The organism is Clostridium sp. AM33-3, from assembly GCF_003480315.1.
Classification (GTDB): domain Bacteria; phylum Bacillota; class Clostridia; order Lachnospirales; family Lachnospiraceae; genus Brotaphodocola.
In genome coordinates, this window is the sequence record NZ_QUIV01000001.1 from 84,237 (window position 1) to 104,586 (window position 20,350).

The 20,350-nt window shown below is 41.6% G+C and carries 28 protein-coding genes; 19 read left to right on the plus strand and 9 right to left on the minus strand.

The window, feature by feature from the left end:
• The first annotated feature begins 88 nt into the window (after nt 1-88).
• The 8 genes from DW819_RS00405 (at nt 89) to DW819_RS00440 (ending at nt 5,798) form a co-directional block, all read left to right on the plus strand.
• Entirely contained in the window at nt 89-1,087 is a 999-nt protein-coding gene (locus DW819_RS00405) for an acyltransferase (protein ID WP_118731573.1), read from the plus strand.
• 19 nt (nt 1,088-1,106) lie between these two features.
• Nucleotides 1,107-2,009: a sugar phosphate nucleotidyltransferase gene (locus tag DW819_RS00410; protein WP_118572651.1), complete on the plus strand. Its 903-nt coding sequence runs from the start codon at nt 1,107-1,109 to the stop codon at nt 2,007-2,009.
• 123 nt (nt 2,010-2,132) lie between these two features.
• The gene (locus tag DW819_RS00415) at nt 2,133-2,417 is read left to right on the plus strand and encodes a hypothetical protein (protein ID WP_118572652.1); all 285 of its coding nucleotides are present in this window, start codon (nt 2,133-2,135) and stop codon (nt 2,415-2,417) included.
• 11 nt (nt 2,418-2,428) lie between these two features.
• Complete coding sequence (locus tag DW819_RS00420; RefSeq protein ID WP_118731574.1) at nt 2,429-3,721, plus strand: abortive infection system toxin AbiGii family protein; 1,293 nt, start codon at nt 2,429-2,431, stop codon at nt 3,719-3,721.
• A 64-nt stretch (nt 3,722-3,785) separates the two neighbouring features.
• Complete coding sequence (locus tag DW819_RS00425) at nt 3,786-4,106, plus strand: hypothetical protein (protein WP_118572654.1); 321 nt, start codon at nt 3,786-3,788, stop codon at nt 4,104-4,106.
• Between the two features lie 101 nt (nt 4,107-4,207).
• Nucleotides 4,208-4,591 carry a VOC family protein gene (locus DW819_RS00430; protein WP_118731575.1) on the plus strand — a complete coding sequence of 128 codons (384 nt, stop codon included), beginning with the start codon at nt 4,208-4,210 and terminating at the stop codon, nt 4,589-4,591.
• 1 nt (nt 4,592) lies between these two features.
• On the plus strand, nt 4,593-5,363 hold the full coding sequence (locus tag DW819_RS15845; protein ID WP_243025448.1) for a hypothetical protein: 771 nt from the start codon (nt 4,593-4,595) through the stop codon (nt 5,361-5,363).
• A 96-nt stretch (nt 5,364-5,459) separates the two neighbouring features.
• Entirely contained in the window at nt 5,460-5,798 is a 339-nt protein-coding gene (locus DW819_RS00440) for a hypothetical protein (protein WP_147353150.1), read from the plus strand.
• A gap of 65 nt (nt 5,799-5,863) precedes the next feature.
• On the opposite strand, the gene DW819_RS00445 is transcribed toward DW819_RS00440, so the two are convergent.
• From DW819_RS00445 to DW819_RS00480, 8 genes are all read right to left on the minus strand, one after another.
• Complete coding sequence (locus DW819_RS00445; protein ID WP_118731577.1) at nt 5,864-6,055, minus strand: DUF6219 family protein; 192 nt, start codon at nt 6,053-6,055, stop codon at nt 5,864-5,866.
• Between the two features lie 174 nt (nt 6,056-6,229).
• A complete protein-coding gene (locus DW819_RS00450; protein WP_118731578.1) occupies nt 6,230-6,682 on the minus strand; it encodes a YolD-like family protein in 453 nt (150 codons plus the stop codon).
• An 11-nt stretch (nt 6,683-6,693) separates the two neighbouring features.
• A complete protein-coding gene (locus tag DW819_RS00455) occupies nt 6,694-8,166 on the minus strand; it encodes a DNA methylase (RefSeq protein WP_118731579.1) in 1,473 nt (490 codons plus the stop codon).
• 45 nt (nt 8,167-8,211) lie between these two features.
• Nucleotides 8,212-8,484, minus strand: coding sequence for a hypothetical protein (locus tag DW819_RS00460; protein ID WP_243025451.1), 273 nt, complete (start codon nt 8,482-8,484; stop codon nt 8,212-8,214).
• The gene (locus DW819_RS00465) at nt 8,477-8,857 is read right to left on the minus strand and encodes a hypothetical protein (protein ID WP_118731581.1); all 381 of its coding nucleotides are present in this window, start codon (nt 8,855-8,857) and stop codon (nt 8,477-8,479) included. The genes DW819_RS00460 and DW819_RS00465 overlap by 8 nt, the downstream gene beginning before the upstream one ends.
• A gap of 137 nt (nt 8,858-8,994) precedes the next feature.
• Complete coding sequence (locus DW819_RS00470) at nt 8,995-9,342, minus strand: hypothetical protein (RefSeq protein WP_118731582.1); 348 nt, start codon at nt 9,340-9,342, stop codon at nt 8,995-8,997.
• 80 nt (nt 9,343-9,422) lie between these two features.
• Nucleotides 9,423-9,959, minus strand: a complete 537-nt coding sequence (locus tag DW819_RS00475; protein WP_118731583.1) for an ImmA/IrrE family metallo-endopeptidase — start codon at nt 9,957-9,959, stop codon at nt 9,423-9,425.
• 32 nt (nt 9,960-9,991) lie between these two features.
• Nucleotides 9,992-10,420, minus strand: a complete 429-nt coding sequence (locus DW819_RS00480) for a helix-turn-helix transcriptional regulator (RefSeq protein WP_118731584.1) — start codon at nt 10,418-10,420, stop codon at nt 9,992-9,994.
• Between the two features lie 181 nt (nt 10,421-10,601).
• On the opposite strand from DW819_RS00480, the gene DW819_RS00485 reads away from it, so the two are divergent.
• Nucleotides 10,602-10,799: a hypothetical protein gene (locus DW819_RS00485; RefSeq protein ID WP_118731585.1), complete on the plus strand. Its 198-nt coding sequence runs from the start codon at nt 10,602-10,604 to the stop codon at nt 10,797-10,799.
• A gap of 150 nt (nt 10,800-10,949) precedes the next feature.
• On the opposite strand, the gene DW819_RS00490 is transcribed toward DW819_RS00485, so the two are convergent.
• A complete protein-coding gene (locus DW819_RS00490; RefSeq protein ID WP_118731586.1) occupies nt 10,950-11,186 on the minus strand; it encodes a hypothetical protein in 237 nt (78 codons plus the stop codon).
• Between the two features lie 90 nt (nt 11,187-11,276).
• Here DW819_RS00490 and DW819_RS00495 point away from each other — a divergent pair, with 90 nt between their 5' ends.
• The 10 genes from DW819_RS00495 (at nt 11,277) to DW819_RS15850 (ending at nt 20,342) form a co-directional block, all read left to right on the plus strand.
• Entirely contained in the window at nt 11,277-11,963 is a 687-nt protein-coding gene (locus tag DW819_RS00495) for a hypothetical protein (protein WP_118731587.1), read from the plus strand.
• 24 nt (nt 11,964-11,987) lie between these two features.
• Nucleotides 11,988-12,392 (plus strand): hypothetical protein, encoded by a 405-nt coding sequence (locus tag DW819_RS00500; protein WP_118731588.1) that lies wholly within the window; start codon nt 11,988-11,990, stop codon nt 12,390-12,392.
• Between the two features lie 86 nt (nt 12,393-12,478).
• The gene (locus tag DW819_RS15505; protein WP_182426174.1) at nt 12,479-12,634 is read left to right on the plus strand and encodes a hypothetical protein; all 156 of its coding nucleotides are present in this window, start codon (nt 12,479-12,481) and stop codon (nt 12,632-12,634) included.
• A 328-nt stretch (nt 12,635-12,962) separates the two neighbouring features.
• On the plus strand, nt 12,963-14,069 hold the full coding sequence (locus DW819_RS00505; protein ID WP_118731589.1) for a hypothetical protein: 1,107 nt from the start codon (nt 12,963-12,965) through the stop codon (nt 14,067-14,069).
• Between the two features lie 27 nt (nt 14,070-14,096).
• Nucleotides 14,097-16,256, plus strand: coding sequence for a hypothetical protein (locus DW819_RS00510; RefSeq protein WP_118731590.1), 2,160 nt, complete (start codon nt 14,097-14,099; stop codon nt 16,254-16,256).
• A 289-nt stretch (nt 16,257-16,545) separates the two neighbouring features.
• Complete coding sequence (locus tag DW819_RS00515) at nt 16,546-17,736, plus strand: hypothetical protein (RefSeq protein ID WP_118731591.1); 1,191 nt, start codon at nt 16,546-16,548, stop codon at nt 17,734-17,736.
• Between the two features lie 41 nt (nt 17,737-17,777).
• A complete protein-coding gene (locus DW819_RS00520; protein ID WP_118731592.1) occupies nt 17,778-18,893 on the plus strand; it encodes an HNH endonuclease in 1,116 nt (371 codons plus the stop codon).
• A gap of 34 nt (nt 18,894-18,927) precedes the next feature.
• Nucleotides 18,928-19,131, plus strand: coding sequence for a hypothetical protein (locus tag DW819_RS00525; RefSeq protein ID WP_118731593.1), 204 nt, complete (start codon nt 18,928-18,930; stop codon nt 19,129-19,131).
• A 6-nt stretch (nt 19,132-19,137) separates the two neighbouring features.
• A complete protein-coding gene (locus DW819_RS00530; protein WP_118731594.1) occupies nt 19,138-19,521 on the plus strand; it encodes a VOC family protein in 384 nt (127 codons plus the stop codon).
• Between the two features lie 2 nt (nt 19,522-19,523).
• Entirely contained in the window at nt 19,524-20,342 is an 819-nt protein-coding gene (locus DW819_RS15850) for a hypothetical protein (protein ID WP_243025453.1), read from the plus strand.
• Nucleotides 20,343-20,350: the final 8 nt, after the last annotated feature.

Genomic DNA, 20,350 nt, shown 5'->3' on the forward strand with positions numbered 1-20,350 from the left:
CAATCTTGACAGACAGACAGACAGACAGACAGACAGACAGACAGACAGACAGACAGACAGACAGACAGACAGACAGAGAAATACTAATATTGATTTAGCTCGGATTGTTGCCTGCATAGCTGTTGTAGGGTTGCACACATTTCCTAGAGAGAGTTCGATTGGAACGCTTTTGGCATATTACCTCTGTGGATTTGCGATTCCTTTTTTCTTTATGTCGAGTGGTTTTTTTCTACTGAATCGTGGAAGAATTTATTGGAATTATCCATTAAGAAAAGCATTTAACATTATAAGGTTAGTTGTACTGTGGAACTTGATCTTTGATATTCTAAGAAGTATGATTCAAGTATATTCAATTGGTAGACTGAGTGTTGAATGGTTAAATGTACCACAAGATATAATCAAGAGTTTCCTCCAGAAAGGTGAAATGGGACATTTTTGGTATTTGGGAGCACTAATTATTGTATATGTTTTACTTCCATGGATGAGCTCAAAATCGTCTAAGAGCCAAAAAAATTTACTGTTTTTAATTGGAACAGTGTGTTTTATTATTCAAACTATTTCATTTTTTATTGCATATCCTTTGCAAGCAGATGTAATACAGACGTTTAGAGTATGGACATGGTTATTTTATTTCCTTCTCGGCGGTTTTATTGAAGTAGTAACTTCTCGACTAAAGAGTAAAATACACTTTGATGTGCATTTAATCTTGACAGTAGTGGTAACCGGAATCGTATTAGCTTTTCATTATTATGTTGGAACGAGAGTCATTTTGCTAGAAGGGAAAATTCTTAAAGCAGAGTATTTTTATGACTCCATTTTAGATGTTATTTGGGTTGTACTCTTTTTTTCTTTACTATTAAGAATAAACCTTTGTAAACGTGTAGAAGAGTTTATACGAAAATTTGCAAGGCTAACATTAGGCATATATATAATTCATTTTCCTCTTAGATTTATTGTGGCTCGTATTATGAAAGTCAATTCACTTACAGAGGCGGTATGTTTTTGGTTAATCGTATTGATTATTTCAGCGGGGATTACATGGATCATAGGAAGAATAAAAATCGGGCGCTACCTAACGAAAATATAGAATAAAGAGGAAGAAAAACATGAACACAACATTACTTATCATGGCAGCCGGAATAGGTAGCCGATTTGGAACAGGAATCAAGCAGTTGGAGCCGGTCGATGATGCTAACCATATCATCATGGACTACTCAATCCATGATGCAATTGAGGCAGGCTTCAACCATGTGGTATTTATTATCCGGAAGGATATCGAGAAAGAGTTCAAAGAGGTTATTGGCGACAGAATTGCAGCAATCTGTGAAAAACACAATGTGACCGTTGATTATGCTTTCCAGGACATCAACGATATTCCGGGAGAACTTCCGGAAGGTCGTACAAAACCTTGGGGAACCGGTCAGGCTGTGCTCGCGGCAAAGAATGTGATTGATACCCCGTTCATTGTGATCAATGCAGACGATTACTATGGCAAAGAGGGCTTCAAGGCTGTCCATGACTATCTGGTAAACGGTGGAAAGTCCTGCATGGCGGGCTTTGTTCTGGAGAACACACTGTCCGATAATGGTGGTGTGACTCGTGGCATCTGCAAGATGGACGATCAGGGAAATTTGACCGAGGTTGTGGAGACTAAGAATATTGTAAAGACTGCAGCTGGAGCAGAGGCAGACGGTGTGGCCATTGACACGAATTCTCTGGTTTCTATGAATATGTGGGGACTGACACCAGAGTTCTTGGATGTGTTGGAAGAGGGCTTCAAAGAGTTCTTCGAGAAAGAAGTAGTTAAGAACCCACTGAAAGCAGAGTATCTGATCCCAATCTTCATCGGTGAATTACTGAGTGAAGGCAAGATGAATGTAAAAGTTCTGAAGACCAACGATACATGGTACGGAATGACCTACCATGAGGATGTCGCAGCCGTAAAGGACAGCTTTAAGAAAATGTTAGAAAAAGGCGTGTACAAGGCTGACTTGTTCTCTGATCTGTGATATACTGGGAGCGGTAGCTCCATACGCTGCTCTGATAATCACACACCTCTTCGTGGTGAGCAGCAGGCAACGATCTTAGGATTGGCGAAGATGTGAGGAAAATTAAGGACGGAGGAGTAATTAATGGATATCGTTCAACAATTTCAAAACCTATTTGATCCGTCGACTGCACTCGGCGCATTTTTGATTAGTTTCATCGCTGGAATAGTTAGCTCTTTTTTTGTTGGAAGAAAATTTCAAAAAGAAATAGACAAGAAAAATTATGTGGAAGTTCATAAAGTGGGAGAAATTATACAGGATGTGCATAAACAGAAAAATCTTGACAGCAAAGATGAAAAGGTGAAGAAAAATAATATGATAAAAGCTGGAACGGTAACAGGTACAATTAAACAAGATGTTGAGGAATAGGTAAGAGTAATATGGTAAAGCACATACTTGATGCCATAAGAAATTTTTTCTCAAAAAGCAGTAAACAGAATAGTATTCAAGTGGATACTATAAAAAATGGGAATATATATCAAGATTCAAATATTAAAATTGAAAATCCGGCAGTTGCCATTAATCACATTAAAGATAGCCCAGACGATTTGAAAATAACATTGGATTCAATCTCTAGTGTTTTATTAAAACAAAGTGAGGTATTGCCCCAAGGCTATCAGGCCGTTGTGAATATGAGAAATGGTAAAGCTGACATACACAGTGAACCTGTAAATGAAGAAGCGAAAACAAGATTTCCACAACACATAAAAGGGCAGGCAAAAGTACAAATGCCTGCGGGAATGTCGTTTCAAGAACTATTGAGAAGAGCTAGAATTTCTCAAGTTCCAATTAATATTGAAATGATTGACATGCAGAAAATGATCGGCGATATAATCGACCCATATCAAGATCAATTTCAAAAAGAATGGAGAAAAAGTACATTTAAGATAGCCCCAGAAGAGTTGCCAGTTGGCATGAAGGCTGTAATTGTAATAGATGGTAGTCCGTATCAATATGATACAATTATGAGAATGCAGCCAGTAGATCCTGATGCGAATATTGTAAAAATATCTAATGTGGAGTATGCATCTGATTTTGTTTTGGAATTGACGTATCATATGGATACTCACGTCACTGATTTTACATATAAATTTATAGGAAAATCATGGAAAAGTATCCATAAGTTTTTGAATTTTATGAAAGTAGCAGTTCCTAAAAATGTACTGCGTGTTCATTTGACGGAGGTAAATCAGGATTTATTCTATACAGAGTTAAATTGTGTGGTATTTGCTGAGGATTATGATAGTATAGATTATAATATTGAAGTCGCTAAAAGGTTACTTATGATTGAAAACCAGTTTGGACTTCAATTTCCGACAGATCAGGAGTTGTCCAACGAAGATATAGAACTGATTTGGTTTTTATCAAACAGTATTATGAAGATTTCAGAAGGATTTACATGGGAAAATTTTAGCATGAAGGCTAATCTTCATTTAGTATCATCTGAAAGCCTTGATTCTGATGCTTGTTTGAAATTTAAAGAAATTGCTAGTATGACCATACTAGGGATAAAAGTTGAGAACTTAAATGTGTGGGTTGAACTTGAGTCTGCAAGGATAGCTAATTTAACAGAAGTTGAAGCTGCAATAAATACTAATAATACAGAGCAAATTCAAATAATGCTGATGCCAGGTGAAAGAGGAAATCACGGAACACGAATTGTTGAAATATAAGGAATAATAAAGGCTATTATGTTTCATTTCAGAAGAAGCACTACATAATTCGGAGGTAACAACAATGCCCAGAACCAAAGGAAGCAAGAACCGCCCCAAATCTGATATCGCATCCCAAATTACTGAAAAACAAACTCAAATCACAACCCTCAACGATGAAATCGCTTCTATCACCGCCAACATCAACGACCTAAAGGCAACTCTAAAAGAAAAGCGTAGCGAACTGAAGTCCGCCGAGAAAGAAGTAGCCAAACTCGAAGCAAAGAAAACCAAAGCGGATCAGAAAGCCGCTGAAGAGGCGAAAAAGACGGAAGCCGAAGCTGTGCTGAAGAAACTGCTGGCCGGCGGCATGAGTGCGGATGAGATTCTCGAAAAACTGAAGTAAAACCTACGCCGTGTGGACAAACTGAACTCCAGGAGTTCACACGGTATATTTTGAAGATTGTTATATAGTTTGTAACGGAAATAAAAAGGAGTGGAGAAAAAATGAACTTATCAAAAATACATCATATTGCAATCATTGTATCTGATTACGAAGCTGCAAAGGATTTCTATGTGAACAAGCTGGGATTCTCTGTCATCCGAGAAAACTATCGCCCGGAGCGTAAAGACTGGAAGCTGGATCTGCGTATCAATGAACACATAGAGCTGGAGATTTTCGCTGAGGAAAATCCTCCGAAGCGTGTGAACCGCCCGGAAGCCTGTGGATTGCGTCACCTTGCGTTCTACGTTGATAGCGTGGAACAGACAGTGAATGAACTGGCAGAGGTAGGAATTGAATGTGAGCCAATCCGTGTGGATGATTATACCGGCAAGAAAATGACTTTCTTCCACGACCCGGATGGACTGCCGCTGGAGCTACATGAGTAAAATGAAGAAAACAAGAAAGCCCGGCAGCGGTCGGAAGAAGCTGAAGCCGGAGTACGATGCCGGGAAAAATCTGAAAGAGCAGATGGAAAGTGCTGTGGCACTTTATAATTCTGAGATGTCCTTGCAGGCCATCGGCGATGTTCTGAACCTAAATCCTATCAAAGTCCGGAAGCTCCTCATCACAGCTGGTGTGTATGAATCGGATGTAGCAGAGAGGGTGAGAGAAACTTTTGAAGAATATCGTGAAACACAAGACTACAAAACCTCCATACTCTCAACATCCTCTACTCTTCAGCTTTCCAAAGCCTCCGTTACCTCGTACCTGCCTTATCAGAAAGGTGTGTACTTCCCAAGTACAGAAAAAGAGAAAATCAGTGTTGGAGCAGAGCGGCAGCGGAGATACAGAGCGATGAAGCGATGGAGGGCTGATCAGACAGAAGATAACTTTTGGGGTGTGGTCTTGGCCTATGCCGGTGTGAAATTCAAAACTTACTCCGGGTTGCCATTCACTTACGAAATAAAAAAAGGCAGGAACGGCGAGTACACGAAGGAGCTGTGGATCGACAGACGGGAAAAGAGTAAAAGTCTGGCGTGGAGTTCAGTGCTGCTGGCGCTGGGAAATATAAAAGAAGAAGTGGTAGACCGCCCGAAAGCTCTGGGAGATATCCGAGGCGTGACCTACATCTATGGGATGTTTTATCGGTTCGGATTGATCAATGTGCCGGATGAAGTGAAGGAGAAGATGAAGCATCCCCAAAACCGCAAAAAATAGGTTGCTATGTACAGAAGTGTGCGGTAATATGTGCCGTAACTGAGGAAATAAATCTCAGTTGGGAAGGATGGTAGCATTATAGAAAAATTGAAAGAAGTGCTGGAGGATTGTATTAAGAAAACGGAACCGGACTTCTACCCACCGGTGGAGAATCTGCTAGATCTGATCTACGAACATTACACGGAGAATAATCCAGTAGAGAAAAACACAGTTGCCGGGAAAGCAGCAAAGGCCAAGGAAAAAGAACTGGAAGAGTGGCTGCGGGGGCTGGATGGAATGAATAGGCTCGTAGATGACTATGTTGGAGATAAGATTCCGCTATGGGAAAAGATCATGGACTGGCAGGGGACAGTGTGCTGTGGATGGGAGAAGACCGCTTTTGAGGAAGGTCTGAAAGTCGGGATACGACTCATGATGGAAGTATATAGTTTGTGACGGAAATAAAATGAACTTCTGAAGTTCAAAAAAGCCCTCGCTTGTTACGGCGAGGGCGTGTGTTCTTATTGTTCGTGTCTTTCAGCTTTTTTCTTCTTCGGTGCGATTTTATGACCAGAGTAGATTGCCATGCCCATGCAGATCAGAGAGCCACAAGCGAAATACTTGTGAGCTTGCATCAGCTTCTTGCAGCCTGTGTAGAAGCACCCTGCCATGCAGGCAAGTGCGCCGAGTGACCAATATTTATGTGCTTTCATTTTGTGTGTCCTCCTTATCTTCTTTCCCTATTCTGAGCAGTTCCTCTATTTCCATTTTACTCGCTAAGCGCACCGCCGGCTTCTCTTTATAGGTTTGTGCTCCGCAGTCAGGACAACGATCAGGTAGTTCCTCAGTAGAGAAGCAGTAGCGGCATACGTCGCAAAAGTAGTAGTTCAAGTCATATTCACCCCAATCTCTAATATATCCTCAAATGCAATAATGGTCGGCAGCTCTTTGCCGGTATCATTTATAAAACCTGTGTAAATTCGCAGTTCTTTGCTTATCGCATCCACAGCATCCAGCACTCCGACTATATCTTCATAGTAGCCATCCGTGAAATATTTAATTGTGACCTTTTGTCCCTTCCGAAGTTGGCTGATCTTTTGGCTTAGAGCTTCCTTATCTTCTTCAGACAGTTCGATTCTATTTCCTTTGAGGTGATCTCTGCCTTCAGAAGCAATTTCATCCTCATAGCCTCGTAAGGCGGCAAACGGAGAGAAAATTTTAGCACGATTTGTCATCGGCATCCGGGGATGATTATGCGGTGGCTCCGGGCGGGAAGCGTGGAGTATCTTGCCATACTTACTTTGGACGGCTTTGCCTTCCGGTGTGTTCTTGTAGTCCATGTTCGCCCTCCTTACTTAGCCTTATGGCCGCCTATCTGCTGATTTCTTTCCCTCATCGTTGCACCATCCAGATAGTTGGTTCCTTTCAGAACGGCATTCTTTCCGAACTTCTTCTTGAGTCCCAGCATCGCATTCTGCAGCTTTTTCTCTTTTTCCAGCTTGGTGGTGTCCGTGAATAGGTCGACTTGGAAGAATCCCTCATCTTTGACCACACGGTTGGCGGCGATTGTGATCCGTCTTACCGTTAGGGTTTTATCCGCTATTCTCTCAAATAGCTCCGTTGTGGCGGAGATCAGGATACTACCGAGATTGGTCGGGTTATCCAGTTTTGTGCTGCCATGAGCACCTTTCGGAACAGTGCGGCCGTAGTGATCGATGTGTACCGGACCTTTGTACTTTCCGCTGTCACAGTTTTCCCGGTCATAGCCCACATCCAACGTTAGGCTATCCGTAACCAGTCCTTTATCTGTTAATTGTAATACTAAGCTGTCAGCCATCTCCATGACAATGATTCTGGCTTTTTCGTATGGGTAAGGGCAGGAAAGCACCTGTCCCTCGGAGATACTGTTGGTGCTGGGTTTGTAGGCTTTGATTTCTTTCATGCCGCAAGGTTCCAGACCCCAGGCATGGTCGATTAGCAGTTCAGCATCAACACCGAATTCCTTATATAAGATATCCTGATTGACGGTGCTGAAATAGGCCAGCTCGCCCATCGTATGGATGCCGTGCTTTTCTAGTCGCTTGACGGTGCTGGGACCAGTCATCCAGAAGTCTGTGAGCGGCTTGTGATCCCAGAGAAGATAACGGAAAGATTTCTCATCCAGCTCTGCGATGCGGACACCGTCCTTATCCGGTGCGGCGTGTTTTGCGGTGATGTCCATTGCCAACTTTGCGAGATAAAGGTTTGTCCCAATTCCAGCGGTTGCTGTGATGCCAGTCGTATACAGCACTTCCCGGATCATTGTCATGGCAAGGTCGTGTGCTGTCATATGATAGTGGGAGAGGTACGAGGTGGCATCGATGAACACCTCATCGATGGAATAGACCACGATATCCTCTGGTGCGATGTATTTCAGATAGATGCCGTAGATCTGCCGCGACACCTTTTCATAATATGCCATCCGGGGTGGTGCAACAAGGTAAGAGAGTTCGAGTGACGGGTCGGCGGCAAGGGATAAGGAATCATAGGAGGCAGAGGAGAAGGATGGGTTACCGTCCTTGTACACAGCTTTTCTTAATCGTACCGCTTCTCTTAACCGATTCGCATTGACCTCTTTGACCTTCTGCACGACCTCAAATAGTCTTGCGCGCCCCGGAATCCCATAGGCTTTCAGGGAAGGAGACACAGCGAGACAGATGGTTTTCTCAGTGCGGGAGGAATCCGCCACGACCAGATTTGTGGTAAGCGGGTCGAGGTGTCGAGCAGCGCATTCCGCACTCGCATAGTACGACTTAAGATCTATTGCAAGAAATGTGCGCTGCATCGTGCAATTTCCTCCTTTCTGACAGCGTTCTTGTTATATTGTTGTTTATTGAGCCGCCCGTTCCACGAACCACCGACCTAACCGTCCATTGAAGCGAGGGTCGATGTGTTCAAAGAACAGATGCTTTTCCTGCCCCTGGATGAGTACGGTGAAGCAGTCACCAGAGTAACCGTTATCGGCAGTCCCGGCGGGGCGGAAGTCGCGTACTGTTTCGATGGGGAAGGTACGTCCATCCGACCAGGTGATCGATGTCGGTTGCATATAGCCAGTTGGGTCGAATGTGGAATCGACCTTCACATAGACTTTTTCTTTATTCATGTTGGTCACCTCCAGCATCGAAACCGGCAGTCTTCAGAATCTGGCCGATGCTCTGTGCATCCAGATCACAAATCCGGCATTTCTCCAAGATAGATTCCTTGGTCAGCGTGGCACGGTATGCCTTGTTGCTGTATCGGATCTGGGCAGTAATTGCGGCATCACAGTGCATGTGGGCTATTTCATGGAAGAACGTTTTATTTTCTTCCAGGGTCATCCGCTCGTCCAAACCGTTTTCCTTAAGACGCAACATGTCTTTCTTCATGTAAGTGGCGGCATGAGGCGATACCGCATTCTTTAATAATGGATAGATTTCAGCAATCACAGCATCGGCATGGCACCTGTAGTTTTTGATATCAGATTCTGTAAATGGCATAAGTGGTCACCTCTCATAAGCGAAATGATTGACTTGAACAACAGGTTCCGGTTGTTGTGGATGTTCCGAAGAAACATATTATCCCTGACATTATGTGCCTCAGTTTCACGATGTGAGGTTCCTTCAGGTGATAAAAATTATTCATCCATCTCTTTCACACCAAAATAGATGATCGTGTTGACCGGTTTGCTCTTGTCCACAACGATCCCCTGCATTTCATAATCAAATGCTTCGTTGGTAAGAACCTCCAGACCGTACATCTCGTCGGAAGGCGCATAGGTCATTACCTGACATTTGGGGTATGCTTCGGAAAGTTCATCATTCACATCATGGATGAGCTCGTCTGTCACTTCTCCATTATTGGAGCCAAACTCAACACCAACGACCTGACCCTTGACAGGAAATTTGAAAATACCGTAGAGTTCGGGATCGGAATTTTCGGGGTGACGGACAGCATTGGGAAAGCGATAAAGCACGTATTTCATTTGTGAGTCCTTTCTGCTGGCATCGCCAGTTTTTTATATTTACTGCTTTTCAATGAGAGAAGCAATGGCTTCATTGATTATTATAAATGTCCTGCATCATCAGAAATCGTACCCAAAAAATTTCGGCTGGGCATATCAGGAAGGTGCAGGTGATTATCGTTGTTCATCTGCTGAAGTTTAAGGAGCAGCAAGTTGACATTGGTTCCAAGACTGCGGGCAATCTGAACGACATCAAAACCATCCTGAATAAGAGATTCTATGGATTGGTCATCCAGAAGCAAATTGGCTGCGAACAGATTTGCCTCGTATTCTGTGGAGTTTGTGATATTAAAAAGTTCAAATTCCATAAGGCATTCCTGCGTTTTACCGAGAGAGCGGTGGAGCAGGGCATGGCCTAACTCATGAGCGCATACGATGCGCTTCATTTCGTTAGACATCGTTGCATTGATAAAAATGAAACTGTTGTGCAGGACGACTTTAAATGCGCCTTTCTGCCTTTGGAAATCGCTGCGTTCCATAACAGTAATGTCGAGAGCAGCAGCGATTTCAAATGGATCATTGGTGTGATAGCGCCGAATCAGGCGGCGTGGTAGGATAGAGGCTTGTTTACTGATCATTGTTAAAATCACTCCCTTTTCTATAAGAAAGCTTAAGAATTGGAGCTATCACCGGAGATGCTTCTGTACTTTTTCGGTACATATTTCCGGTTCTTTTCTTTTGCTATCCAGTAAGCCTCTTGAATGGCTTTCATCATCGCATCCATATCTTCTTCCGCAAGTTCACCGCCAGCATAAAGACCAGATACCTCTTTGACCAGACGTTCTGCCTGGGCATTGCCACGCGCGCCATATTTCTCGGTCGCCTTGATCACAAAGTCTGCATCATCGTCTTTGAGGGTGTCGACATCTACATTAAGTGCTGTAGCGAGGAGCTGGTAGTTTTCCTTCTGCTTGGGAAGACGTTCTCCGCTTTCGTAATTTTGAATCGTGCGCAGCGCAATACCAGTCATGTCGGCGAGTTGACGCTGTGAATATTTGGCAGCGAGGCGGGCTGCCCTGACTTTTTCTCCGAATTTCATAATATAACCTCCGTTGGTTGTGCATGTCATCTCTCTATGTTGCGCTTGACATGACGCAAGTTAAACTGTATAATGTGCTTGTAAACGCAACTTGCATGTTTATAATAACGCAAGAAACGCAACTTGTCAAGACGGAAATAATATGAACACACAAAAGAAAGTTGTAGATGGGAGGATGGTTATGGATTATGGGATTTACACGACCCAGGGGAAAAAGACTCTCTTGGGAAACCGGGCAACAGTGAATGGCCGTGATGCGATCGCGTATGTAAAGAATGGACAGTTACAGTCCTATGCTTATATGGATGACTTTGCATCACAGTTTTATTCCGGTCCCCGTCTGGCATTTGAAGACCAGGAAGAAGATAAGCGTACTTGATTTTGGAACGGGCTTGACTTACCGCAGGACGTGTGAGTCAGCAAAACCTTTTGACACTACTTGCAGGTGCTGCTCGAATAACGTAGTAAGCCGAGGTAGACATTCAGATAACCCTAATTAGGGATGTCTAGAGTCTGCCTCGGCTTTTTTTTACTCAGTAGCGGCCGCTTGGACTTTCAGTTGACGGACTTCATTGATCCTGTCGGTAAATTCATGAAACGCAAACGAATCTTCGGTGTACCCGTTTTCCTTCATCAGCCACAGGACGTGGGAGTAGTTGGTAATGGATTCATCATACTCATTCAGAGCGAGAAGAAGGTTCGCCAGAGTGGAATATGGCTGCAACAGTTGTCTTGCGTTTTCGGGAAGCATCTTATCGTAGATCACACACCTCTCCGTGGTGAGCAGCAGGCAACAATCTAAGAATCGGCTAAGATGTGATAATGATACAAAGATAAAGGAAAGGAATAAAAAAGTATGCCAAATTACAATAGCATCGAAGGCAATGTTTTGTTTCCGACAATAGATGGCTACGATATGTATAAGGCCGGGGATATGGCGTTATATCTTGCACACTGTGATTTTTATCCTTTCAAAAGTGTAATTGATAATAATAAAATGGCGATTGATCTTGTCACAAAAGCGTATAGAGATATGGCGCAAGAAGCAAGAGAAAAAGACGATTTTAGAACAGAAAGCTGGGCAATGACGAGCGGGACTCTTCAAGCCTGCAGGGTGGATATTTTGACACAGTATTCGTTATTATTAACGATGGTTTCTTTACTTGAAGAGGCAGTTAATACGCTATGTCGAATACATAAATACTTAGGGCAGTTTACTATAGAACTTAAGGATGTAAAAGGTGCAGGATTGGAACGTGCAGCGAAATATCTAAAAGATGTGGTCGGTATCAGCGGATTCAAAGCTGATCAGAGTTGGGAGTATATTACTACGATTCGTGATTGCCGAAATATGGTTGTGCATAATGGTGGACGAATTAAAGATGATCTCAAGCCGAAATGCGATAAATTTAATATTGGATATAGAGAAGAAGACTCTCAGTTATATATTGAATATGCTGATGTGATGAAATTCTATGAAGCAATATTAGATTTTATGGATCGTGCTTTTAGACTTGAGCCAAGTACTTCTACACAACCGTAAAAAGACATTTATGGGAGGAATACTGTGGGAGAAAATGAACTTTACCAGATTGCATTTCATTTTCGAGAAGCAATCGTAGCAGTGAAAACAAACGGAGAATTTGATTTCCGAGATCGGATGCATAGATTTCCAGGTGGTTGTTGCGATGACACATGTGATTTGCTTGGCTTTTATTTGTGGGAAAAATACAGGATTCACACAAGTCAAAGAAATGGATACTATGAAACTGAAATGACCAGTCATGCATGGCTTATTACCGATGATCGAATTATTATTGATATCACGGGGGATCAGTTCTATGGAACATGGAAATCGGTTTATGTTGGACAGGAAGTTGGAAATTATAAAAAACTGAGTAGAATTATTACACAAGATAATTTCGATATTCGAAAGCAGTCACGGTTGTGGGATGATTATAATATTATTTGAAATATCTGAAAAAAGTTTGAACACTTTGCCCTCAACCCAACAATCTACAACACTTAAATAACTATAAAAGGAAAGAGGTTATCACGATGCCCAGAACGAAAGGCAGCAAAAACCGACCCAAAACCAATATCACCAAAGACTACGCATCCCAGATTGCGCAGAAGCAGGAGACTATTGCGTCTCTGAATACGGAGATCGCATCCATCACCGCCAATATTGATACTTTGAAGGCTGATGTATAGATTATAACGGAAATAAAAGAAATGGGGAAGCAATTCAACAGAAGAAAATTTGTGGAATGTGGTATTGCAGGTATTTTGCGATTTAAGAAAAATGGAAAATATCGCAGATGGCTTAGAGCAACTGAAAAATAACTGGGACATGATTTCTCATTACGGAATATGGAATTTGCAGTCTGTTTGAAAATTGTGCAAGTCTTATTAAAAACGAAGAATAAAACAGGAAGAATTTGTAGAAAATTGTTGATAAATCTCCACAAAATGTTACAATGATATTAAGAAATTTAAAAATGGAAACAGTGCGGAGTGTTAAAAAAAGGGGGGACTGGCCATGGGTGACAATTACAATGATTGGGGAGACGGAAGTATTTTGTCGGATATTGACATTCAGAATGAAATGGCAAAGGGAAATTTATTCATTGCTCCATATGAACCATTGCAGCTCAAGCCATCGGGGTATAATCTGACGCCTACACGGTTGATTTATTCCACAAAGCGGAAAAAGTTATTGACTGTTTATGAAAATAATAACGAAGTATATGTTATGGTAGAACGTAACGATACTGTTTTGGTACGAACGAGGGAAACGCTGATTATTCCGGCTAAGCTGGCGGGAGCTTTTTATTCCAAGGTGAAAGTTGTATCCCAGGGGTTTGGACATGTCTCCACAACGCTGGATCCCCATTGGGAAGGGCAGCTGTTGATCTCATTAAATAACCCTACAGACAGAAAACTTAAATTCTCGATAGAAAAGAATGTTTACGGCAAGACAATCTACAATTCGTTTGTGACAGTGCAGTTTATGACTCTGCGCTCATCGACTCCGAAACATTCCGATAATCTGTCTGGCCGTCTGGATATTTTCGAAGCAACGCTGGAGCGGAACGTTTCCGTGTTAAAAAAGCATGAGATTCAGCGCCTGAGAGATCTGGTAGCGGAACTTCATAAATATGAGCGAAAAACGCTCGATGCCATTTTGATTGAAAAATTAGATGAAAATGAACGTCAGCAATGGAATCAGATTCAGGTTGAGGCAAATGAAGATTCCTATCGGGAGAAACGAAAGGTTTTTTTGGAGGAAAAGCATAAAAGATATCTGAGGTGTGTGCGGGAGCAGGTAAACGAAGATGCGCAAGGCTGCATTGATATCGTAAACCGTTACATAGAGAAGAAGCAGCAGTGCCTGCCTTTGAGCTATAGAATCTTTCATTGGCTGCTTGGACATGCATATGAGCTTGCCGGATTACTGATTGTGGCACTGATCGTTGTTTTTATCGCTATCATGCCTAAGAGTAGCCCGAAAGAAAATATTTCATTTTGCCAGAGATTATTAAGCGATGATGCTGTGGTCGTGGAATTGTTCCTGGCTGCGGTTGGATATATTATTGCACCTATTTTTTCGAGGATTGCAAGACGCATGTGGAACCGGATTCGATAGTCATACCTTAGGAAGGGGTGTACGTGTATGGGGAAAAAGATATCATTTGAGATGCAGAATAAAACAATCCGAAAGGTTTTCAAAGAACGGGATGATTTTATCATCATTGGACTCACAGGCGCGATCGGCGAAGGCTTAAAAGACATTGCGAATATCATGCAGAAGAATTTCAATGAGTTTTATTTGCCGGAATATAGTTCAGATGGAGATTTCATGCAGCAGCTTGAGTACTCGAATGTGTATACTTTTGCGAAAAAGCACTGGAAAACCTTCGATCTGATTCGTGCCCGGGACATTATCATAACCTATATTTTGGAAAATCCGTCCAGTCTGGACCGTTTTTACAGTGATACAGGGAAACACTTGTTTCGGGAACAGGAATTTATGAATGGGGTTCATCGAGGCCTCATAGAGTGTAAGAAACATCTGGACCCGCAGCACAGTGATATGGACCGGGAGATTTTTGACATCATAGATCGGTTTGTGAATAAAATTCTTTCGGAAGGCCTTGAGACGGGAATTCTGAAAATGAATGCGGTATTGAGTGAATATATCAAGGTGCTGAGAAGCAAAGACGGAAGCCTGCTGGGAGCGCGAACCGATTTAACATTATATGTTTACACAAAATACATTCTCCCGATTGTAGGAAATCTGATCAAAAAAACAATTTCCGAAAATTATGTCCGTTTGTTTCAGCGATACGGAAATGAAATCCGTTTTTTTGGCACATTGGATATTCTGCAGTGGAAAGAACGACTGGAGAATATTGAAAATTCGGAAGCTGTGGATTACTGCTATAGCATCGCCAAAAGAATCAATACCTTCATAAAAATAAGAAGATCGCCCAAATCGAATCAGAAATCTGTTCCGGTGCGGATTGTGATTGAATCCTTAAAGAACCCGTATGAATTCAGCTTTTTGAAAGACCGTTATTCCGCGTACTATACGTTTGCGATGTTATCAAAAGGCGGGGAAGAGCATGATGACAGCCGGTTTGCGGAAAAAAATCATAAGAAGCTGTTAGAAGCTCCGAATCTGGTGAAGAAAGGTTTCAAAGAGTTTGTTCGGATCACAGCGGAGATACTCTCCAAAAAAGTAATGCTCCCTTCGGATCAGACATCCGATTATGTAGTAAGTCTTACGGATCCGGAAAAATTTATACAGTATATTTATGAACATTTGCCGAAGGACGGAGAAAAAGGGTATACCTACGAGGTGGTTCCACCGCTGGAAGATATCTGCTATGCGGACGAGCGAGAAAAATATGAACAGTCTGGCATAAGAGAAGAAGAGTTCAGATTTTATCTGGAAATATTAAAAGATCCGGTAAGAGCATTCTGCATGGTATCCGATTTGTTCCCGTTTTATCTGCAGGATATACAAAACGCAACGCAAAATGCAGATGTATTTTTAAGCAATACGGATCAGCAGGAATTAACCTATAAAATTGTAAGATATGTCAGCCTGATCATGCATCCGGGACTGGTTCCTCCTACAAAAGAAGAACGCTGCATGCAGGTGGCATTTAGCGCAAAGGTAAATTCCGGCTGTGTTTCAAGACAGGTGGGAGCTGTTGTAACAGATAAAGATTATAATATCTTATCTCTTGGCTGGAATGACGTGCATTGTGAAAGAGTTCCGTGTGTTTACCGGAATTTACGGGACTTACAAAAGAGCCATAACCATAAAATGTACAGTGATCTGGAACTGCGGGAAACCGGCGTTTTCAAACAGTATGTTAACAGCTATGATTTCTCGGATCTGGATCGCTGCGACGCAATACTGGATGGGCTGCCTTCTGCCTATTGCTTTAAAAGCATTTACAATGAATTGATGCATGGCAATAATCCGGATTATTCCAGGGCCATTCATGCAGAGGCAAGAGCCTTCTGGGCATGTAATAAAGAACTGGCCAGAGGTGGCTGCCTCTTTACCACATCCAGCTCATGCGAGAACTGTACCATACTTGCCAATGAGTATGGAATCAAAAATATCTATTATATAGAGAAATATGCTGGAATTGCCCAGGAGCATGTAGCTGCTTCCGGAGCGCCAGAAAACCGGGCCCAATTCATATTATTCGAGGGCGCAATTGGAAACGCCTATATGAAAATGTACACACCGGTCATGCCGATTAAGGATGAGCTGATGCTGCGGGGGATCAGGCGGATGAGGAAAAGAAGGTGAAAATAAAGAATCCGGCAGTTATACGATAGATTGGTTTTATAAATCGAAGGGGATAAGTTAGATGGGAAGTACATAAAACAAGAATCAGTTGTATCGATATTGATAGAGAAAAGGGCTTCATAGAGGTATGTTCAATGCAGAAAAACTGATGCCGATGGATATTTGGAGATGCTTACAGTCAAAGAGCAGGCAAAACGGTTGTATTGATAAATTGCTGAAGTGCGAAGCATGGCAGCAACGTTGAAACTTCCTCTTGCATGTTGGATTGTGGATATAAGGATACGCATATATGAGAATGAAATATAGGATCCAGGAAAAATTGAAATTTTTAGCATTTGCTTTTTATCCAAAAACGACGTTGATTGCCTGTACAGTTTTATCAGCAATCATTATTGCGGTACTTGGAATTGTGATGGCAACGGTCCCACATGAATCGAATTGGTACAATATCGTATTTGCGTTGACTACAGGAGTGGTTGGTTCTTTTATTGTCTCGGTTGTAGTAGAACTAACTGGTAACTATAAGCATAACAGGTTAGCGTGGTATGAATTGCAGGATTATTATTCGGCTGTTTTGAATTATGAAAGTCATAAACAGATCATGATGCGCCAGACTCCGCATCAGCGGGCAGAACAGAAGGCGCATGAAGAGTATATTGCGGCTGGAGGAATGGAAGAACTGGATGAAGATGATAAACCTAAGGATATTATTCAGATAATGTGGGAACAATTGCCTGAAATAATTCCTGTTTTCTCACAGACATTGAATGATAAAAAAGAATTTTTAAGTGATGCGGAAATTGAGGAATTAAAAATTATTCTTTCTGATTATCATGGGATTCAGTTGGTCATTCGGGAACGCATTTTAATGTCTCCGATGACATATGACGCCCTTAACCATCCGGACGAAGACAATTTAAAATCAATTTATCCATCGGATGTCATAAAAAACATGCCGGATTGGATAAGGAGGTACTTATCCAGCAAAGAGAGTCAAAAAGCATGTAAGATATACGAGGAGGCAATTCTTTCAGATCCATTTTTGCTTTCGCAGTTTATGAAAGACTATGATATATCACAGAGCGGATTTGAGAATTACCAGAATGATTTGGATAAATTGGAAGAAGAGGAATTAAGGGAGCTGGAAGAGATTGATTATGATGAACTGGATTTTTCAAAACCTGAGGATGAAGAAATTTCCCGGGCCCAAAATGAAAAATTTGATATCCAGATGGAATTGGAGCAAAGGCGCTGGGGGAGCGGACATTTAAGCAGATGCTGTAAAAATATATCTGAGAGCATAGAAGTTCTCGAAAAAAGCATTCGAAAGAAACCTTATTATGGAATGATGATAAAACTTTATAATAATTCAGCAAGAGAACCAATAGATGATATCATGTCAACAATGTCATATGAAAGTGAAAAAAAGCGATTGGATAAGAAGCTTGCTAAGCAAAAGGCATTTGAAAATAGAAAATGAAATACTTTTGGAAAAAAAGAAAAAGTGTTTAGGAAAAGAAGATGAACTGTTTTATCTGTAATGAAACGTTAACAGAGATAAATGCCTCAGATGAACATATTATTTTAAATTCATTAGGCGGCCATCTGCATTCAAAAAATTTACTGTGCAAAAAGTGTAATAGCAAATTGGGAAATCAGACGGATGCAGCATTAGCAGAAACATTGAAATTTGCTGCGTCGCAGCAAAATGTGAAACGTTGTAGAGGGGAAAATCAGATTATTCGTACAAACGAGAAAGAAAAATATGATCTTGCGCCTGGATATAAGCCGGTATTGAAACAGCCAGAGACAAAGGTAGATAAACTGGCAGATGGGAAAGTAGAAATAAAGATAAATGCCAGAAATACACAGGAAACGAGAAAAATTTTAAAGTCATTGCAGAAGCAATATCCGGCACTTGATATTGAAAAAGCGATGATGAAAGCCCAGAGAACACAAACATTTTGTGGAAGTCCAATAAGGGTGACTCTTCCTTTTTATGGAAAAAGGATATTCCCGTCAATTGCAAAGACAGCGGTTGAGTTTTATCTATTAAGAGGGGGGAACAGGGAAGAAATTAAGCATTTGATTCCATGGCTTCAGGGAAAAGAAGAGAAGAGGGCTTGTTGGTTTTATTATCCAGAGATTTCAGTTATACCATTTGATAAAAAAGAAATTTGTCATGTGATTTGCGTAGTTGGTGATGCTGATAAGAAATTATTGTATGGATATGTAGACTTCTTTGGAATTCTTCAATGTCTGATTTTGTTAAATGATCAATATTCAGGGGGAAATTATTGTGAAAGTTATGTATACGATGTAAATGAAGTAAAAAAACTGGAAAAAAATCCCATTCTTTGTTTAGAACGTGATGAAATACAAAGGATTTTGCTTGGAAATGAAATCTCCTGGGCTGATGGATTAAAGCAGCAATTGATTCTATTTCAACAAAAGTCAGGAGAAATTATAAAAGAACGAATTTTAAAAGATATGTGGAACCGTGTAATGGACAATTTTTTAAGAAAATATCCAGAAGATACTTTGCTATCAGAAGAAATGTTGGTGGAGATGGTGGATGAAATGGAAAAAGAAATTATTCCGTGGTATGTTAGCAGAATCTGTGAGGTGGATTTATAATAAAATTTAAAGGAAGTCAAGAGGAGGATAGCATATGAACCTGGCATGGATGAACAACGGATTTATTTGCAAAGATTTGTATGCACCGTTCGTTCTGGATAAGGATACGGATTATCTTGATGATTTGAAAAAGAAATATAAGACTGTACTTAAGCAGGCAGGAGATGCAGGAGCGGATGCTGAAAGTCTAAAGATACTCAAAAAGTTCAAAAATAAAATACTGGAAAAAGGAGTGTGACATAAAATGAATTTATCAAAAATACACCACATTGCAATCATCGTATCTGATTACGAAGCAGCTAAGGATTTCTATGTAAACAAACTGGGCTTCTCTGTCATCAGAGAAAACTATCGCCCGGAACGTAAAGACTGGAAGCTGGATCTGCGTGTCAATGAACACACAGAGCTGGAGATTTTCACTGAGGAAAACCCGCCGAAACGTGTAAACCGCCCAGAGGCCTGTGGTCTGCGTCACCTTGCGTTCTGCGTGGATAGCGTGGAACAGACAGTGAATGAGCTGGCGGAGATAGGAATTGAATGTGAGCCGATTCGGGTTGACGATTACACCGGAAAGAAGATGACTTTCTTTCATGACCCGGATGGACTGCCGCTGGAGCTGCATGAGTAATTATGGGAGAAAAGCGAGAGTACAAGCAAAGAAAACCCGGAGGCGGCCGGAAGAAGCTGAAGCTGGAGTATGATGCCGGAAAGAATCTGAAAGAGCAGATGGAAAGTGCTGTGGCGCTTTATGATTCTAAGATGTCCTTGCAGGCCATCGGTGATGCTCTGAACCTGAACCCTATCAAAGTAAGGAAGCTCCTCATCACGGCTGGTGTGTATGAATCGGATGTGGCGGAAAAGGTGCAGGACACTTTTGAAGAGTACCGAAAAACACAAGACTACAAAACTGCATTGCTATCAACCGCAACCGCCCTTGACCTTTCCAAAGCCTCCGTTACTTCGTACCTGCCTTATCAGAAAGGTGTGTATTATCCAAGTACAGAGAATGAGAAAATCAGTGTTGGCGCAGAGCGGCAGCGGAGATATAGAGCGATGAAACTCTTAAAGAAGAATCCGTGTGAGGAAACACTCTGGAACTGTATCGTTGCGTTCCGTGGATATGAGTTCAAAACGATATCCGGGTTGCCATTTGCCTACCAGTTAAAAAAGGGCAGAGGAAATGAGTTTACCAAAGAGCTGTGGATAGATAGGAGGGAAAATAGCAAGAGCCTTGCATGGAGTTCCGTGCTTCTTGCATATAAGAACATTGGATGTATTGGTCAGGTCGTGGACAGACCCAAAGCACTGGGGGATATACGGGGAATCTCCTATATCTATGGAATCTTCAATCGCTTTGAACTGATTAAGATGCCGGAAAAATTATCCAGATCAATCATGCGTGAAAAGTATGAGAGTGGCTTGATTCGGAATGAACATGAATTTAAGTAGGGGCTGAA

Excerpts from the sequence above, each read along its gene's own strand:
- DW819_RS00415 (WP_118572652.1), top strand. The coding sequence starts at position 2,133 with ATGGATATCGTTCAACAATTTCAAAACCTATTTGATCCGTCGACTGCA.
- DW819_RS00420 (WP_118731574.1), top strand. The coding sequence starts at position 2,429 with ATGGTAAAGCACATACTTGATGCCATAAGAAATTTTTTCTCAAAAAGC.
- DW819_RS00430 (WP_118731575.1), top strand. The coding sequence starts at position 4,208 with ATGAACTTATCAAAAATACATCATATTGCAATCATTGTATCTGATTAC.
- DW819_RS00510 (WP_118731590.1), top strand. The coding sequence starts at position 14,097 with ATGGGGAAAAAGATATCATTTGAGATGCAGAATAAAACAATCCGAAAG.
- DW819_RS00475 (WP_118731583.1), bottom strand. The coding sequence starts at position 9,959 with ATGATCAGTAAACAAGCCTCTATCCTACCACGCCGCCTGATTCGGCGC.
- DW819_RS00445 (WP_118731577.1), bottom strand. The coding sequence starts at position 6,055 with ATGAAAGCACATAAATATTGGTCACTCGGCGCACTTGCCTGCATGGCA.
- DW819_RS00465 (WP_118731581.1), bottom strand. The coding sequence starts at position 8,857 with ATGCCATTTACAGAATCTGATATCAAAAACTACAGGTGCCATGCCGAT.
- DW819_RS00520 (WP_118731592.1), top strand. The coding sequence starts at position 17,778 with ATGAACTGTTTTATCTGTAATGAAACGTTAACAGAGATAAATGCCTCA.
- DW819_RS00410 (WP_118572651.1), top strand. The coding sequence starts at position 1,107 with ATGAACACAACATTACTTATCATGGCAGCCGGAATAGGTAGCCGATTT.
- DW819_RS00425 (WP_118572654.1), top strand. The coding sequence starts at position 3,786 with ATGCCCAGAACCAAAGGAAGCAAGAACCGCCCCAAATCTGATATCGCA.
- DW819_RS00530 (WP_118731594.1), top strand. The coding sequence starts at position 19,138 with ATGAATTTATCAAAAATACACCACATTGCAATCATCGTATCTGATTAC.
- DW819_RS00470 (WP_118731582.1), bottom strand. The coding sequence starts at position 9,342 with ATGAAATACGTGCTTTATCGCTTTCCCAATGCTGTCCGTCACCCCGAA.
- DW819_RS00505 (WP_118731589.1), top strand. The coding sequence starts at position 12,963 with ATGGGTGACAATTACAATGATTGGGGAGACGGAAGTATTTTGTCGGAT.
- DW819_RS00485 (WP_118731585.1), top strand. The coding sequence starts at position 10,602 with ATGGATTATGGGATTTACACGACCCAGGGGAAAAAGACTCTCTTGGGA.
- DW819_RS15845 (WP_243025448.1), top strand. The coding sequence starts at position 4,593 with ATGAAGAAAACAAGAAAGCCCGGCAGCGGTCGGAAGAAGCTGAAGCCG.
- DW819_RS15505 (WP_182426174.1), top strand. The coding sequence starts at position 12,479 with ATGCCCAGAACGAAAGGCAGCAAAAACCGACCCAAAACCAATATCACC.
- DW819_RS00515 (WP_118731591.1), top strand. The coding sequence starts at position 16,546 with ATGAGAATGAAATATAGGATCCAGGAAAAATTGAAATTTTTAGCATTT.
- DW819_RS00460 (WP_243025451.1), bottom strand. The coding sequence starts at position 8,484 with ATGAATAAAGAAAAAGTCTATGTGAAGGTCGATTCCACATTCGACCCA.
- DW819_RS00495 (WP_118731587.1), top strand. The coding sequence starts at position 11,277 with ATGCCAAATTACAATAGCATCGAAGGCAATGTTTTGTTTCCGACAATA.
- DW819_RS00455 (WP_118731579.1), bottom strand. The coding sequence starts at position 8,166 with ATGCAGCGCACATTTCTTGCAATAGATCTTAAGTCGTACTATGCGAGT.
- DW819_RS00525 (WP_118731593.1), top strand. The coding sequence starts at position 18,928 with ATGAACCTGGCATGGATGAACAACGGATTTATTTGCAAAGATTTGTAT.
- DW819_RS00450 (WP_118731578.1), bottom strand. The coding sequence starts at position 6,682 with ATGGACTACAAGAACACACCGGAAGGCAAAGCCGTCCAAAGTAAGTAT.
- DW819_RS00480 (WP_118731584.1), bottom strand. The coding sequence starts at position 10,420 with ATGAAATTCGGAGAAAAAGTCAGGGCAGCCCGCCTCGCTGCCAAATAT.
- DW819_RS15850 (WP_243025453.1), top strand. The coding sequence starts at position 19,524 with ATGGGAGAAAAGCGAGAGTACAAGCAAAGAAAACCCGGAGGCGGCCGG.